Annotated in this window: 12 protein-coding genes; 6 read left to right on the top strand and 6 right to left on the bottom strand. The window is 64.9% G+C overall.

Annotated elements, in window-relative coordinates:
- Positions 1-10: 10 nt before the first annotated feature.
- The 4 genes from AC1EJR_RS14735 to AC1EJR_RS14720 all read right to left on the bottom strand — a co-directional run bounded on the left by AC1EJR_RS14735 (position 11) and on the right by AC1EJR_RS14720 (position 5,527).
- Positions 11-2,584: a fimbria/pilus outer membrane usher protein gene (locus AC1EJR_RS14735; protein ID WP_477147273.1), complete on the bottom strand. Its 2,574-nt coding sequence runs from the start codon at positions 2,582-2,584 to the stop codon at positions 11-13.
- Between the two features lie 114 nt (positions 2,585-2,698).
- Entirely contained in the window at positions 2,699-3,454 is a 756-nt protein-coding gene (locus tag AC1EJR_RS14730; RefSeq protein ID WP_092293067.1) for a fimbria/pilus periplasmic chaperone, read from the bottom strand.
- 68 nt (positions 3,455-3,522) lie between these two features.
- Positions 3,523-4,056 carry a fimbrial protein gene (locus AC1EJR_RS14725; RefSeq protein WP_092293065.1) on the bottom strand — a complete coding sequence of 178 codons (534 nt, stop codon included), beginning with the start codon at positions 4,054-4,056 and terminating at the stop codon, positions 3,523-3,525.
- Positions 4,057-4,351: 295 nt separating this feature from the next.
- Positions 4,352-5,527: an MFS transporter gene (locus AC1EJR_RS14720; protein WP_092293063.1), complete on the bottom strand. Its 1,176-nt coding sequence runs from the start codon at positions 5,525-5,527 to the stop codon at positions 4,352-4,354.
- 105 nt (positions 5,528-5,632) lie between these two features.
- Here AC1EJR_RS14720 and AC1EJR_RS14715 point away from each other — a divergent pair, with 105 nt between their 5' ends.
- Complete coding sequence (locus AC1EJR_RS14715; RefSeq protein WP_092293333.1) at positions 5,633-6,583, top strand: GlxA family transcriptional regulator; 951 nt, start codon at positions 5,633-5,635, stop codon at positions 6,581-6,583.
- A gap of 28 nt (positions 6,584-6,611) precedes the next feature.
- Positions 6,612-7,961 carry an MFS transporter gene (locus AC1EJR_RS14710; RefSeq protein WP_477147272.1) on the top strand — a complete coding sequence of 450 codons (1,350 nt, stop codon included), beginning with the start codon at positions 6,612-6,614 and terminating at the stop codon, positions 7,959-7,961.
- Here AC1EJR_RS14710 and AC1EJR_RS14705 read toward each other — a convergent pair.
- Complete coding sequence (locus AC1EJR_RS14705) at positions 7,958-9,187, bottom strand: MFS transporter (RefSeq protein WP_441591062.1); 1,230 nt, start codon at positions 9,185-9,187, stop codon at positions 7,958-7,960. The genes AC1EJR_RS14710 and AC1EJR_RS14705 overlap by 4 nt on opposite strands.
- A 138-nt stretch (positions 9,188-9,325) precedes the next feature.
- Between AC1EJR_RS14705 and AC1EJR_RS14700 the strand changes: the two genes are divergently transcribed.
- Complete coding sequence (locus AC1EJR_RS14700) at positions 9,326-10,051, top strand: hypothetical protein (protein WP_092293057.1); 726 nt, start codon at positions 9,326-9,328, stop codon at positions 10,049-10,051.
- A gap of 5 nt (positions 10,052-10,056) precedes the next feature.
- Here AC1EJR_RS14700 and AC1EJR_RS14695 read toward each other — a convergent pair whose 3' ends face one another.
- A complete protein-coding gene (locus AC1EJR_RS14695; RefSeq protein WP_092293055.1) occupies positions 10,057-10,941 on the bottom strand; it encodes a LysR substrate-binding domain-containing protein in 885 nt (294 codons plus the stop codon).
- A 163-nt stretch (positions 10,942-11,104) separates the two neighbouring features.
- Between AC1EJR_RS14695 and argH the strand changes: the two genes are divergently transcribed.
- The 3 genes from argH to AC1EJR_RS14680 all read left to right on the top strand — a co-directional run bounded on the left by argH (position 11,105) and on the right by AC1EJR_RS14680 (position 14,714).
- Positions 11,105-12,610, top strand: coding sequence for an argininosuccinate lyase (gene argH / locus AC1EJR_RS14690; RefSeq protein ID WP_477147271.1), 1,506 nt, complete (start codon positions 11,105-11,107; stop codon positions 12,608-12,610).
- A gap of 26 nt (positions 12,611-12,636) precedes the next feature.
- On the top strand, positions 12,637-13,599 hold the full coding sequence (locus AC1EJR_RS14685; RefSeq protein ID WP_092293051.1) for a Bug family tripartite tricarboxylate transporter substrate binding protein: 963 nt from the start codon (positions 12,637-12,639) through the stop codon (positions 13,597-13,599).
- Between the two features lie 119 nt (positions 13,600-13,718).
- Positions 13,719-14,714 carry a Bug family tripartite tricarboxylate transporter substrate binding protein gene (locus tag AC1EJR_RS14680; protein ID WP_441591064.1) on the top strand — a complete coding sequence of 332 codons (996 nt, stop codon included), beginning with the start codon at positions 13,719-13,721 and terminating at the stop codon, positions 14,712-14,714.
- Positions 14,715-14,731 lie beyond the last annotated feature (17 nt).

Raw genomic sequence — 14,731 nt, 5'->3', positions numbered from 1 at the left:
AGCCGCGCGGCTACAGGCATTGCGCATCGACGGTGGCGATGCCGATCGCGTTGCGCGCATCGGACAGCGCGGGGAGTCGATAGCTGAACTGACATGCCTGCCCCGCGCCATCGGCCGAAGCCACCGTCAACTCGCCGCTATCGCTCTGCAGGCCACGGACGATGATTCGCCCGCCCTGCCCCACCATGCCCACCGATTCGCCCGCGGCGTCGAGCACTTCCCCGCCGAACGGCACCGGCTTGCCATCCGCCGTCCGCACGCGCACGATGGCGGCCCGGCCGGGGTTCGCCGTCTCGAACAACACCTTCACGATTGCGCCGGCGGTCGGGGCGAGTTGTTGCAGCGTCGACTTGAGTTCGACATCCAGCGGCAGGCCCTTGGGATCAATTTCCACCTCGTTTCGGGCAAACGGCATCAGGCTCGACACCACCGCACGCCCCCACGGATCCACCCGCAAGCCATTGCCGCCCCCGACCCGCGCACCGGATGCACCCTTCGCTTCGACGATCGCCAGGGTGTCGCCCAGGCTCGGCGTCAGGACAACGCCGCCGCTGTAGGCAACAACGCCGCCCGAGATACCGGCGGATGCCTGGGTATAGGTGTTGCTCTTGCTGGCACCGCCCGTGAACGCGGCCAGTGTCGACTGATACGACGCGTTCCCACCGACGCTCGTGGCATGGCTCGCGCTGCCCCCTCCGGTGTACCCGGCATTCAAGCCGTAGCTGAATGCGTTGTCGACGCCGTACGATCCAGTCACCGACTGGTTCACCGAGGTAGGCCCCGACGAGCCGGTCTGTACGCTGGTCGTCGAGTACGGTGCCTGCGTGGCCTTGCCCAGCGGAACGCCCAGGCTCAGCATCACGCGACTGTTCCACCTCGCGGTGTTCACGTCGAACTGGCGCGCGGCAGAGACACCATAGTTGACCCGCCGGAAGCTGTTGTTATAGCCAAGCTGGAACTGTGTATCGCGGCCGTTGCGCCGCCAGTAGTCCTGGGTGGATCCACTCACGTAGAAGTTGCCGTAGCCGCCCGGCAGCGCCTGGTTCAGCACCAGTTGCAGCCGGCCGCGTGGGGTGCCGTGCAAGGCCACGCCCATGTCTTTCCGGTCCAGATCGCCCAGGGCGACGGCATCCGCGAGGCTGAGGTACCCGCCCGTGGAGTACCGATAGGCGGCCAGCGTCAGGTTGGTGTTGGTGGGTTCCACCAGCTTGCTCAAGCTCAGCCGCACACTCTGCCCATGACGGTCCGGCTCGCTGCGCAGCCGCGTGGAGGCATGGGTGATATCCGCGCCCAGCGCACCAAAGCGGGTGTTAAGCGCGGCGCCAATCACGCCGGCCGCATAGTCCTGCGCAACCGTCACCCCGCCAAAGCCTGTGATCAGGTTGGTGAAGCCATGCTGCACGGTGGCCTGCATCATCAGCGGCTTGCCATTGCTTGTGGCGCTTCGATACTGGCCCGCGGCCACGCCATAGCGGGTCACGCCCGGCCGCAGAGCATTCACCGCGCCGGCATAGGGCACCTTCGAGATGTGCACGCTGCCATCGGCCTCCGTCACCACCACTTCGAGGTCGCCGCCATAGCCGGTGGGGTACAGGTCGTTGATCTCGAAGGCGCCGGCCGCGACGTTGGTTTCGTAGATCGTGTTGCCGTTCTGGCGGATCTCCACCCGGGCATTGCTGCTGGCGATGCCGTGCACCACCGGCGCATAGCCGCGCTGCGACTCCGGATACATCCGATCGTCGCTCGACAGTTGCACGCCTCGAAAGCCCACGCTGTCAAACATGGTGCCATCGGTGTAGGCATCGCCAAAGACCAGCTGGCTCTTGATGGAAGCAAGCGAGCGCTGGACAAACGTCTGCGTCGCCTGGTAGCGGGTGCCGGTGCGTTCGTGGTGGGTCAGGCTGCCGTTGTGACGAAAACGCCATGCGCCCGCGTTCACGCCGCCATTCAGCCCGACGAAGCCCTGCGTGGCGGAAAAACCCTGCCMGCTATTGTGATAAACGCTGGCGTTGTAGAGCAGGCGTCCTGCGCTCACACCTTCATCCCAATACTTCGGGTCGATGTAGCCACGCGGCTGGCGGCTCATGGCAACTTGCGGCAGGCTCAGATCGAGGCGCTGCTCACTGCTGTCGAAGTGCGCGACAGCGTCCGGCACCAGTTGCGCGAGCGTCGGGCAGGCAGCGGCATCGTCCAGTAGCGCATTGGCCTCCGGCGTCAGCGCGGCAAGGTCCACGCCGATGCGCTCGAGCAGGGCGCGATCGAAACACGGATGCACCTCGTTTGCTGCGCCGGCCTGGCGCAAGACAACCTCAGTCCGGCCCAGCCAGACTTCGTTGACATGCAGATCCGCCCGGTACGTACCCGGTACGGCCGCATTCCCCTTGCTGAAGCGGCTGACATCCACCCGCCCGTGACCGGGCTGGTGCAGGAAGATATCGTTGAAGGCAACCTCCCCAGCAGTAGGGGTGGCCATTCCATCCGCCCACGCCGAGGCGCTGGTGAACAGCGCGAGCGAAACCATGGTCGGACGCAGGCGGAAACGGGATGCGAGGGGTTGTTTTTGGTGGGACACGGGGATCTTCATCACAAATTCAGACAAGCCGATCCCCTGCCGTATGGCGGCATCGCAAAAACGCTAGATAGGGGATACGTTGGAGGCGTCCTGCGCGGCGACAGCTTCGCCGGCAAGCGCCGCTATTCAGTGGGTCGCGGCGGCTTCGCCGGTGACCGCTCCGCCATGGTCATTGAGGGCGGTGTAATGGACCTTGGGCGCTGCGGACTGCGTGACGTCGCCCTTGAGCGGGAACACCTGGGTTTCGCCMGGGTTCACCATGCCGCCGTCATCGAAGCTGGCGACCTTGCCGTCGCTGCCTTTCACTTCCAGCGCGGTAAAGGAAACGTGGTACGAGGTCGGATTGCGGGCTTCCAGGCTGAACTGATTGCCGGATGCCACCAACCGCCAGGCCACCTGCCCCGGAGCGTCCAGTGCGCTGCCCTTCAGGTTTGCGGGGCGATAGAACATCTTGATGCGCGAGCGGAACGCGAGCTGCAAATGGTTGGTGTTCGCGCCACTGGCTTCGGCCTTGGGCGGGATTTCCAGCACGTTGAGCCAGAACACCGACTCCTTGTCCTGCGGCAGTGGCTCGCCGGTATGGAGGATGCGCAGGGTCTGCGCCTTCTTCGGATCAATGCGCATCACGGGCGGAGTGACCAGAAATGGCACCTCCACGGTAGATGGCGCGGCCTTGGGGTCGCCATTGTCGAGCCAGGCCTGGGTCAGCGCCGGAGCATTTCCCTGATTGGAAAGCTTGATCGTCGCTTCTTTTTCGTTGGCGTTGTACACCACACGCGTGCCGCCGATCACCACCGAAGCGTGGGCGCTCCACGCGGCAGGCAGGCTCAGCACGAGCACGGCTGCGGTCAGTACGGAACGGATTTTCTGGTTGGTGATCATGATTGCACGCGGTATTCAGGAAACAAGGGGTGAAAAGGTGGCGCGACACCGCGCCACCCGATACGGCTTTACTGATAGGCGATGGAGTACATCACGCTGGTATTGGCCGCGCCGGCGGTTGCCGCGCCGGTGGCGACGTACTGGGCGTAGTAGCGCAGCGTGGCGGCACCAGAGGCCAGGGGAACCGACTTCGAGTTTTGCAGGGCATTGGCGAAACCGACGTTGATGTTGGTTTCGTCCGAGGCGTTCTGCAGGCCGATCTGCACGCGCTGGGCGCCGCCTGCGGTGAGGTTCAGGCGACCCGTGGAGGCGTCGGTGTTGGGACCCGCCTCAAAGAAGGTGCGCACATTGCCTGCGGTCGGCGTGCAGCCCGACAGCGCGATGCTGAACGGCGTGCGGCCGGCGGTCTTGCCCGCTGCGGAGAGCGAGGACGCCGACACGGTCGGCAGGGCAACCACGAAATTGGTAGCGCCACCATTGATGGCACAAGTCTGCGCCGTGACGTTGCCGGTGAAGGTGATCGTACCGTCGGCGGCTGCAGCCATTTGCGAAGCCATTGCGGTGCCACCAATGATCAAGGCGGAGAGGAGTTTGCTTTTCATGAAGGAATCTATGCAGAGGTAAAACGACTGAGAATCTGGACATTGCGAACATGCGTACGGATGTGGCCAGCCTGTTTGCAGGACGTGTTGCCGTGGTCGGGAACGCTTCGCTGCAATCGAGCGAATAATAGGGAGGACAGCCCGCCCGATAAATCGACGATTCTTTAATTTTCAGACGGGAGAAGACGTGCGAAAGCCGTCACTGGCGTGCGCCGTGACGGCCGAAAATGCAGAGAGAATCACGAAATCCGCTGGTGCGGCGGGGGCTCCGGTGAAGCGCGAATTTCGCGAGCAGTCAGGAGACCATCGCTGGGCGGATGCCTCGGCGCTGGCTCGCCATACTTCGATGCGCGGCCATGGCAAAGCCGAAGGCCATGGCGATCAACACGGCCGCGACCAGGCTCAGGTACTGCCCGCCTGTCGACTGGATTACGACCCCGCCCAGCAGGCCCGAGCAGGCCAGCCCTGTATAGGTAGCCGTATTGTTCAGCGCAAGCACCAGCGGCGCCGTCGTCGGGGACAACTGGACGAGCCGATGCTGTTGCGGAACGATGAGCCCCCATCCGCAAATGCCCCAGATGACCAGCGAAACCAGGGCCGTCGCCGCGTGGCCGGCCATCCACGGCAGCGCACAGAAGTTGAGGATCGCCACCCAGAGCATCGCGTGGATGATGTGGCGGCTCTCGAAGCGGTCCACGAGACGGCCGGCCATGAGGTTCCCGAACGTCGCGGCAACGCCCCACACCAGCAACATCCCAGCCAGAATGCGTTCGTCGCCACCCGTCACGCGCGCCAGCACCACGCCGGCGTAGGTGTAGACCATCAGGAACCCGCCGAACGCGAACAGTGACGTGAGCAAGGTCAGCGCGACGCGCCTGTCACGCAAGGGAGCAAGCCGCTCCCGCAACCGGACGGCCGCTGGCAACGGAACGGACGGCAGCATCGTCCAGACGCCGATCATCGCGACGATACCGAGCGCCGTGACGAACCAGAGCGTTCCCCGCCACCCGCCGAATCCGCCGATAAAGGTGCCGAGTGGCGAGCCCAGCGCCGTGGCCCCCGTCAGGCCGGCTGTGACCGTGGCCAGCGCACGCCCGCGCTTCTCCGGTGCGGCGAGCGCGGCGGCCACACCCAATGCGGTCGGCGAAAACAGCGCGGCGCCGAAGCCTGCCAGCACCCGGCTCAGCAGCACCCACTGGAGGTCGGTAGCGAGCGCGCTGATGGCGTTGCCGATCACGAAAATGCCCAGCGCGGTCACCAGCAGCCGCTTTCTCGGCAAGTTGCCCGCCACGGCGGCCATCACGGGCGCCGCCACGGCATAGGTCAACGCGTAGCAAGTCACCATCAGGCCGGCCATGCTGATCGATGTGTGCAACGAAGCCGCCACGCCGGGCAAGATGCCGGCGACGACGAAGTTGTCCGTGCCCATGGCGAACATGCCCAGCGCCAGTATCAGTAGTCGACGATCCATAGGAGCAACTCGGTGAAATGCGGTTGATATCGATCATATTCGCCGTTGACCGTGTCTCAAATGTCATATATACCGTCAATTCAGGACATGACCCCGGGTATCACCATGCACACGATCGGTTTCGTCGTCTTTCCGAACTTCTATCTGATGGGCCTGGCGGCCGTCACGGCGTTCGAGCTGGCCAACGTCGTCCTCGAAGAGCGGGCCTACGACGTGACGGTGCTGTCGGAGACCGGCGGACTGGTGATGTCGTCGGCCGGCATTCGGGTCGATTCGCAGCCCTTCGGCGACAACGCCTATGACACGGTCATGTTCGGCTCGGGGGTCGAGATCGACATCACTTCCGCCGCGTTGACCGCTTTCGTCGCCCGTTCGCTGAAGACGGCAAGGCGGATTGCGGCGCCATGCACGGGCGCCTTCATCCTGGCGCAGGCGGGCGTCCTGGATGGCCGGCGCGCAACCACCCATTGGCGGTTCGCGCATGACCTGCAGCGCCGCTTCCCGAAGATCGCGGTCGAAGAGGACCAGATTTTCATCGTGGACGGGCCGATCTGGACTTCCGCAGGCATGACGGCCACCATCGACATGGCGCTCGCCATGATCGAGAAGGACCACGGCGCGGAGGTCTCGCGCACGGTGGCGCGCAAGCTGGTCATCTATCATCGGCGCGCGGGCGGCCAGTCGCAGTTTTCCACGTTGCTCGACCTCGACCCGAAGTCCGACAGGATCCAGAAAGCCATCGACCACGCCAACGCCAACCTGCGCCATCCGCTGACGGTGGACGAACTGGCCGATGTCGCCGGGCTCAGTCCACGCCAGTTCAGCCGGGCATTCAGCGCGGAGACCGGTCAATCGCCCGCAAAGGCCGTGGAACACCTGCGCGTGGAGGCGGCGAGGCTGCTGCTGGAGAAAGGCCGACTTTCGCTGGACGTGATCGCGCAGGAAGTCGGATTCTCTGACCGCGAGCGCATGCGGCGCGCCTTCGTCCGCACCACCGGGCAACCGCCGCAGGCAGTTCGCCGCCTGAGCCGGGCCCCTGCCGAGCGATCGGCCTGACACCTTCCCATCGACAGTCTCCCCCAACATGACCAGCACGCTCGATCACATCCCCCGCCACGCTACGGCCGCCCCGGTGTCTCTGGAAAGCGCCATCGAGGCCGCGGGCGTCGGCAAGTTCCAGTACCGGCTCTTTGTCATCTTCGGCCTGGTGTGGCTGGCGGACGCCATGCAGGTGCTGTCCATCGGCTTCAGCGCCCCGTCGATTGCGAAGACGTTCGGCATCTCCGTGCCCCAGGCGCTGCAAACGGGCACGTTCTTCTTCGTCGGCATGCTGGCGGGGGCGTTCTTCTTCGGGCGACTGGCGGACCGCATCGGCCGGCGGMCCGTGCTGATGACGGCCGTGGTCATCGACGCGATCTGCGGGGTCGCCTCCGCCTTCGCGCCGGACCTGACCTGGCTGCTGGTGCTGCGCTTGTTCACGGGGATTGGCGTCGGCGGCACGCTGCCCGTCGACTACACCATGATGGCGGAGTTCCTGCCCCGCGACCGCCGTGGCCGCTGGCTGGTCCTGCTGGAGTCCTTCTGGGCGCTCGGCACGCTCTGCCTGGCCTTGCTGGCGCTGGCAGCGCTGTCCTATGGCGATCAGGCCTGGCGCGCGATCTTCCTTGTCACCGCCATTCCCGCGCTGGTGGGCGTGGTCCTGCGCTTCTATATCCCGGAATCGCCGATGTTCCTCAACCGAAACGGGAAGCCGGACGCGGCGCGCGCGGTGCTCCAGCGTGTGGCCGATGCGAACGGCAGGCAGGTGGAAATCCCGCCGCTGCAAGCGGAGCGTGCCGCGCCAAAATCGGTCCTTGCGCTGTTCTCGGGCGGTCTTCGGCGCCGCACCCTGGCGCTGCTGGCGGCATGGGCGCTCGTCTCCATCGCGTACTACGGCGTGTTCGTCTACCTGCCGATCAAGCTCGGCGCCGAAGGATTCGCCTTCATGCGCGGGCAGGTCTTCCTGGTGATCCTCGCCATCGTGCAGTTGCCGGGCTACGCCTTGTCTGCCTATGGCGTGGAACGCTGGGGCCGGAAGCCCACCCTGATCGGCTTCCTGCTGCTCAGCGCCGCGGGGTGCATGCTGTACAGCTTTGGCACCGATCCCACGGTGGTGGTCGGCTCGACGCTACTCATGAGCTTCTCGCTGCTTGGCACATGGAGCGCGCTGTACGCCTTCACCCCCGAGGTCTATCCGACCGACCTGCGGGCCACGGGCATGGGCACGTGCGGCGCCGTGGCGCGTTTCGGCGGACTGTTCGCGCCCTCGATCATTGCCCCGGTGATGGCCACGCACTTCACCCTGGCGCTGGCCTTGATCTCCGCCATGCTGCTCGCCGGGGCGGTCGCCATTGGCGCCGTCAACGTGGAGTCGAGGAACCGCGCGCTGGATTAGGAGGACGGCACCAGATCCGGCGACGGCGCCCTCGGCACCAGCGCGAAGGCGATCTGGATCAGGCCAACGGTCAACCCCAGCGCGGCGCCCACCTTCCACGCGACGGAGTAGTTCTGCATCAGGTCATAGAGCCAGCCGCCCCCGAAGGCGCCGATAAAGCTGCCGATCTGGTGACTGAAGAACGCCACGCCGGCGATCATCGCCTGCCAGCGCAGGCCGAACGTCTGCGCAATCCATCCTTGCACCAGCGGCGACACGCCCAGCCAGAGAAACCCCATGACCCCGGAGAACACCAGCGTGCTTTCCGGGGTCGGCAGGGTGTGGAAGAACCAGATGAAGCCGAGGGACCGGCAGATATAGATGCCGCCGAGCAACAGCAGCTTGTTGACCCGCCCGCCCGCCCATCCGAAAAACAGGCTGCCCAGCACGTTGAATCCGCCGATCATGCCGAGCGCCTTGGCGGACAGCATCGGGTCCATGCCACAGATATCGAGGTATGCGGGAAGGTGCGTCGTCAGGAACACCAATTGCATCCCGCAGACGGTGTAGGCCAGCGCCATGACCACGAACGGCGGATGCCGCAGCGCGCCCATCAGGGCCTGGCGGCCACTCAGCTCCGGCTGCGCCCGCGTGGGCGCCTGGCGCGAAGTGTCAGAACGGCCAGCAAACCAGGCGGCGGGCAGCATCACCAGCGCCAGCACGACAAAGGCGGCCACGCCCATGCGCCAGCCCCATTCGCTGGCAATGCTCTGCCCCAGCGGCGCGGCGATCATCGCCCCGAGCGAACCGCAGGCCGACACGCAGCCGAGCACCAGGCTGCGCACCTGAACGTTCACGGCGCTCGATGCCGCGGCCATCGCCATCGCCGTGCCGGTGGAAGCCATCGCCATGCCGATCAGCACCCCGGCGCCGAGCACGACCGCCCAGAGTCCGTGGGACGTGGCGAGCAGCACCAGCCCGATCAGGTACAGCAACGCGCCCCCGACCATCAGCGGGCGGAACCCGGTTCGTACCGCCAGCGCGCCGGCAAATGGCTGCAACACACCCCAGGTGAGGTTTTGTACCGCCACGGCAATCGTGAAATCGCCCACTGAAATCCCGATGTCGCGGGTCAGGGGCGGCACGAAAATGCCCAGGCTCTGCCGCAGGCCCATGGCGAGCGACAGCATGACGGAGGCGCCAATGAGAATTGGCAGTGCGGGACGCAGCGAGGCAAGACGGGACATGCGAGGGCTCTTGTTATTAGCGGCCTGTGCACAGGCCGGAAATGCCATTTTCGTTGAATCGTCAATGAAAATACATCCTCGGGAATACCGAGGAAGCACTGCCCTGCAGAATGAGGGCGACGCATTACACTGTCGGCCATGCACCACATCCCCCAACCCTCTCCTGCACCGCTCATTGCCTATTTCTGGAGTGACGATGCCATCCGCAGCCGGAGTGTGAGTGACGTCGTGTTATCCGGCACGGTCGACATTCCCGAACCGCCCGCCCGGCTGCGCGCGGATTGGGCGCGGGAAATCGGGTCCAATATGTCGCTGGAAACCGGCGATGTCGAAGCGATGTCCCTGCCACGGGCGCGAATGCGCTGGCCCGACTACTCGGCCTGCGTACAGGCGGTGTCAGATTGGGCGCGCACCTTCGGCATGATTTTGTCGACCGACGTCGCGCTCATGGCCTGCCGCGGCGCGCGCTATCACCATGATGGAGAGCAATACGCCGGTCTGGCCTTCTGCAATCTCTTCCTGAGTGAAGACAAAGGGCTGGACGTGCATTTTCCGGCGCTGGATCTTCGTATCCCCTTGCAACGGGGGACGGTGATGATCTTCGATACCTGCCAGCCGCACGCCGTCATTCGGCGCGGCAGCGATGGTTTCGATTTGGCCGATTTTCCCTCGGACCAGGATTGGACACAGCTATTTTTGACCTGGGAGTTGCCGGTCGAAAGGGCCCCCGTCGAACAGGCGCTCAACATCAAATTCGATATTGACCCTGCCGCTGCCGCGACGATGAATGCCGAGCAATTGCGGCTGAATGGCGAAAGGGTCGATGTCCGCCACGACTCCGGCCAGTGGCGACCGGCGGATTAACCGCCTCAGTCATCCGCTGCGTCGAACGCCTGCCGCACGCACGCCGCCAGCCGGCTAGCCAGGAAATTCAAGGGGAAATGGTCAGACGTGACCGCGAAGCTGCGGAACATGACCTCGCCCGCAAACGGAATCTCGCGCACATCGGGCAAGCCAAGCGCGTGGCTGACGATCGGACTCACGATGGACACGCCGAGACCCTTGCTGACCATCTTGCAGATCGTCGTGGCAAACGGCGTTTCGATGGCCAGCAGCCGCGAGCCGATCGGAAAGTGCCGGTCGATCTCCCGCCGGTTCGCGCTTTCCGCCGGCAGCGAAATGAAGGATTCCCCTTCGAAATCCGCCGGATTCAGGACCGAACGTGTCGCCAGCCGATGGGATGCGGGAACAATGCCCACGCCACGCGCGAGATTGATTTCCTCATATTGCAGGCTCGGTAGTTCGGTCGGAACGGAGCAAAATCCAATATCGCAAAATCCTCTCGCGATCCATTTAGCCACCACCTCGGACCTGCCCGTATTCAGCAGCACTGGAATATCGGGAAAATCCTGCCGAAAAAATCGCATGGCGTCCGGCAATATGCTGTCGGCAATGGAGCCGACGGCCCCCACGCGCAGTAGCCCGGTGCCCCGGCTGCGAATGGTGTTCGCACTATCGTCCAGAGATTCGAGTCCGATGAAAGCGCGTTCGACATCCGCATAGAACGCCTCGGCCTCTGCCGTCGGAATCAACTTGGTCCCCACGCGCTGAAACAACTGGAAGCCCACCTTGCTCTCCAGCAAGCCGATCCAGCGGCTGATATTGGGTTGCGACGTATGCAGAAGACCGGCCGCCGTGGTCATGGAGCGCGACATCATCACGGCGCGGAACGCCTCGATTTCTTTGAAGTTCATGGAACGGCCTCCCGAAAGATGGCGATTGTGGCACGCAGGGACGCATGCGCCACCCCGCCCTCAACCCATATCGGAATTGTATAAGACAGTGCGATCGGCTGATTTGACGCATGGGTTGTCGCAAACCAAACTCGATGTATGTTTATTTCAACCGAGTTTGAAAATGGAATCCAAAGTCAGCCGCCGGCTTAAGCAACCTCCCGCCAAAGAGGTTATCCAGTACATTTTCCAGCCGCGTACCACGCGTGAATTCTTTACCAAGAATTTCGAAGTGCTGACGCAAATCAACCTGKCCCATCTGGTCATGCTGGACCAGCAGGAGATTCTCGACAAAACCACCACGGCGACCCTCGCCAACGCCCTGCTGAAAATGCGGCGCGAGGGCCCCGAGGTCGTCGAACTCGATGAAGCGCGGGAGGATGCCTATTTCAACTACGAGGCGCACCTGATCCGCCTGATTGGCCAGAATGTCGGCGGCCGTCTGCACACGGCACGGAGCCGCAACGATATTGGGGCGACCAATGACCGGATCCGCGCGCGCGGCTTCGTGATCCGGATCTGCTCGGCGCTGGCCGGGCTATGCGACGCCGCGCTGAGCCAGGCGGATGCCTACGCCGACTACGTCATGCCCGGCTATACCCACATGCAGGCCGCGCAGCCCATCACCTATGGCTATTACCTGTCGGCGCTGGTGGAAGCCTGGTCCCGGGACATCGACCGCCTGATGCACGTCCTGGAAACCCTCGACGGCTGCCCGATGGGCGCTTGCGCGCTCGCCGGCACGTCATTTCCGGTCGACCGCACCCTCACCAGCACCCTGCTCGGCTTCAGCCAGCCGCTTGGCAACGCGCTGGACAGCGTGGCGTCCCGGGACTTTGCGCTGGAGTTGAGCGCGGCACTCTCGATCATGATGATCACCTGCAGCCGGATGGTGCAGGACTTCTATATCTGGTCGACGCCGGAATTCGGCTACCTGACGTTTCCGGACAGCATCGCCGGCACGTCGAGCATCATGCCGCAGAAGAAGAACCCGGTCGTGCTCGAATACCTGCGTGGCAAGACCGCCCAGCTGATCGGCCTGACCTCGGCCGCCCTCACGACGGTGAAATCCACGCATTTCTCGCATTCCGGCGACAGCAGCCGGGAAAGCACGCGAACCTGCTGGGAKAGCTGCGAAGAGGCCCTGAAGAGCCTGGAACTGATGAAGCTGCTGGTGCGGGACGTGCAGCCCGAGCGGGAACGCATGGCGTCGCGCGCGGCTAACGACTTCTCCACGGTGACCGATCTGGCCGACCTGCTCGTCCGCAAGGCCGACCTCTCGTTCCGCGATGCCCATCACATTATCGGCGCCGTAGTGCGGCGTGCGCTCGACGAGGGCCTGCCGGCGACCGCGATCACCCCAGCGATGATCGATGACGCCACTGCGGAGCAAGTTGGCAGGCCCGCCGGGCTCTCGGCCGAGGACGTCGCCCAATGCCTGGACCCGATCCGCAATGTGAACAGTCGCCAGTCGTACGGCGCGCCAGCCCCGCAAGGCGTGCGCGAGCGGCTCGACGTGCAGCGCCGCGCGCTCGATACCCGCACCACCGCGCTGGACGCCACCGTCACCCGCATCGACGACGCCGCCGCATTGCTGGAGCAGCGCACCCGGAACCTGGCCGCCGGCTGACAACATCAAGAATAGAGGAGACAACCATGTTCAAGTTCACCACCGTGCTCATCGCGGCCATGGCGTGCTGCTCGGCCGCCGGCGCGCAGGGCTACCCCAACAAGCCGATCGACCTCGTCGTGCCCTTCGCGCCCGGCGGCACTGTGAATCTCACCGCGCGGCTGCTGGCCACGCGCATGTCCCAGATGCTCGGACAGCCGGTGATCGTCGACAACAAGCCGGGCGCCGGCGGCGCCATCGGCGCGGCCTATGTGGCCAAGGCACGTGCCGATGGCTACACGCTGCTGTACGCCACCATGGGCAGCCAGGTCATCCAGCCGCTCCTGACGAAGAACCTGACCTTCTCGCCCGCGAAGGACTTCACGCCAATCGCGCTCTTCGCCACGGTGCCGAACGTGCTGGCTGTCTCCGCAAACACGCCGGCGAAGAACATGGCCGAACTGCTCCAGTACGCCAAGGCGAATCCCGGCAAGCTGAACATGGGCTCCGCCGGCCAGGGCTCCGTCAACCACATGATCGGCGAGCTGTTCATGCTGCGGACGGGCGTCAAGTTCACCCACGTGCCGTACAAAGGCGCGGGACCGGCGACCACCGACCTCCTCGGCGGCCAGATCCAGATCCTGTTCGCGAATCTTCCGGGCCTGCAGCCGTATGCGAAGGCCGGCAAGATCCGGCTGCTCGGCGTGGCCAGCCACCAGCGCAATCCCGCGATTCCGGACGTGCCGACGTTTGAGGAACTCGGCATCAAGAACGCCGAGACCGAGTCGTGGTCAGCCCTGATGGCACCGGCCGGCACCAGCGCAGAGGTCATCAGGAAGCTGCAGGACACCGTGCGGACCGTCGCCACGGATCCGGCGATGGTCAAGCAGTTGATTGCCGAAGGCGCGCAGCCGTTCTATGGCACGAGCGACACCTTCGCCAAGGTGATCGCGGAGGACAACAAGCGTTGGACCGAGGTGGTCAAGCGCGCCAATGTCCAGCTCGATTAGGAACGGCGTGTTCGCGCCCACCCAACTGGGGCAGACCCGCCCCCCCCATTACAGGGAGGGTAGCCTACCCTCTTTGACCTACATCATCCCCGAACACCGTATGTTTCGAGGGGATGACGATGGCACGCAAGTTTCCATGCTGCACCACGGCGAAGCGGCGCGCGATGCTGGCCGCACTCGCTGTGACCCTGGGGTTGTGCGCTGGCGGTGTTCGCGCTGAAACGTTTCCCTCCCGTCCGCTGCGCATCGTCCTGTTGATCGGCCCCGGCAGCAGCGGCGATGCCGTGTCGCGCTTCGTCGCCGACAAGCTCGGCGCTGCCTTGGGCCAGCCGGTCATCGTCGAGAATCGCCCCGGCGCGGAGGGCCTGATCGCTGTGCAGAGCGTCCTGAGCGCACCGGCCGACGGCTACAGCATCCTGCTGGTGACGCCTTCCATGCTCAGCGGTCCGCTACTGAACAAGGCCGCGAACTACGATCTCCAGCGGGACTTCCGCATGGTGTCGTTCCTCTACCGCAACTCCGCGCTGCTCGTGACGGGGCCGCAGAAGCCCTACGCCGACGTGAAGCAGGCGCTGGAGACCGTCCGCGCCACGCCCGGCGCCGTCAGTTTGGCCGACTACGGCAACACCTACCGCGTCGCCGGCATGCTGCTGGCCCAGCAAGGTGGCCTGGCGTTCAATGCGGTCAGCTACAAGGGCTTCTCGCAGGCATCGGCCGATGTGATCGGCGGTGCGGTGGACCTCGGCCTGCTCGACGCCGGCGCCTCCATGCCGCTGGTGCGCGCGGGCAAGCTGCGCGCACTGGCCAGCACCGCCACGACCCGCCTGCCGGACCTGCCCGCCGTGCCCACGCTGCGCGAAACGGGCTTCCCCGGCTACGAGATGTATGTCTGGATCGGGCTCGCGGTCCGCCGCCAGACCGACGACGCCACGGCGCGGCGTCTGGAACAGGCTGTCGCCGCCATCACACGGTCCCCGGCCTACCTGCAATTCCTGACGACGTTTGCCGGCTCCGAAGCGATGTCCGTCTCGGGCGCGCAGGCCGATCAGGACCTTGCCAACGAATCCACACGATATCGGCGCGCAGTCGAGGCCATCCAGCAGGCCCGGCGCTGAATTCCCCGTACCTCCGA

This window comes from Cupriavidus sp. 05T42, from assembly GCF_056396345.1.
Note: the sequence above shows the minus strand (reverse complement) of the source record. Positions and strands in the feature narration are given on the sequence as shown.

Bases quoted from the DNA above. Each gene is read 5' to 3' on its own strand.
- AC1EJR_RS14725 (WP_092293065.1), bottom strand. From the start codon at position 4,056: ATGAAAAGCAAACTCCTCTCCGCCTTGATCATTGGTGGCACCGCAATG.
- AC1EJR_RS14720 (WP_092293063.1), bottom strand. From the start codon at position 5,527: ATGGATCGTCGACTACTGATACTGGCGCTGGGCATGTTCGCCATGGGC.
- AC1EJR_RS14715 (WP_092293333.1), top strand. From the start codon at position 5,633: ATGCACACGATCGGTTTCGTCGTCTTTCCGAACTTCTATCTGATGGGC.
- AC1EJR_RS14705 (WP_441591062.1), bottom strand. From the start codon at position 9,187: ATGTCCCGTCTTGCCTCGCTGCGTCCCGCACTGCCAATTCTCATTGGC.
- AC1EJR_RS14700 (WP_092293057.1), top strand. From the start codon at position 9,326: ATGCACCACATCCCCCAACCCTCTCCTGCACCGCTCATTGCCTATTTC.
- AC1EJR_RS14695 (WP_092293055.1), bottom strand. From the start codon at position 10,941: ATGAACTTCAAAGAAATCGAGGCGTTCCGCGCCGTGATGATGTCGCGC.
- AC1EJR_RS14685 (WP_092293051.1), top strand. From the start codon at position 12,637: ATGTTCAAGTTCACCACCGTGCTCATCGCGGCCATGGCGTGCTGCTCG.
- AC1EJR_RS14680 (WP_441591064.1), top strand. From the start codon at position 13,719: ATGGCACGCAAGTTTCCATGCTGCACCACGGCGAAGCGGCGCGCGATG.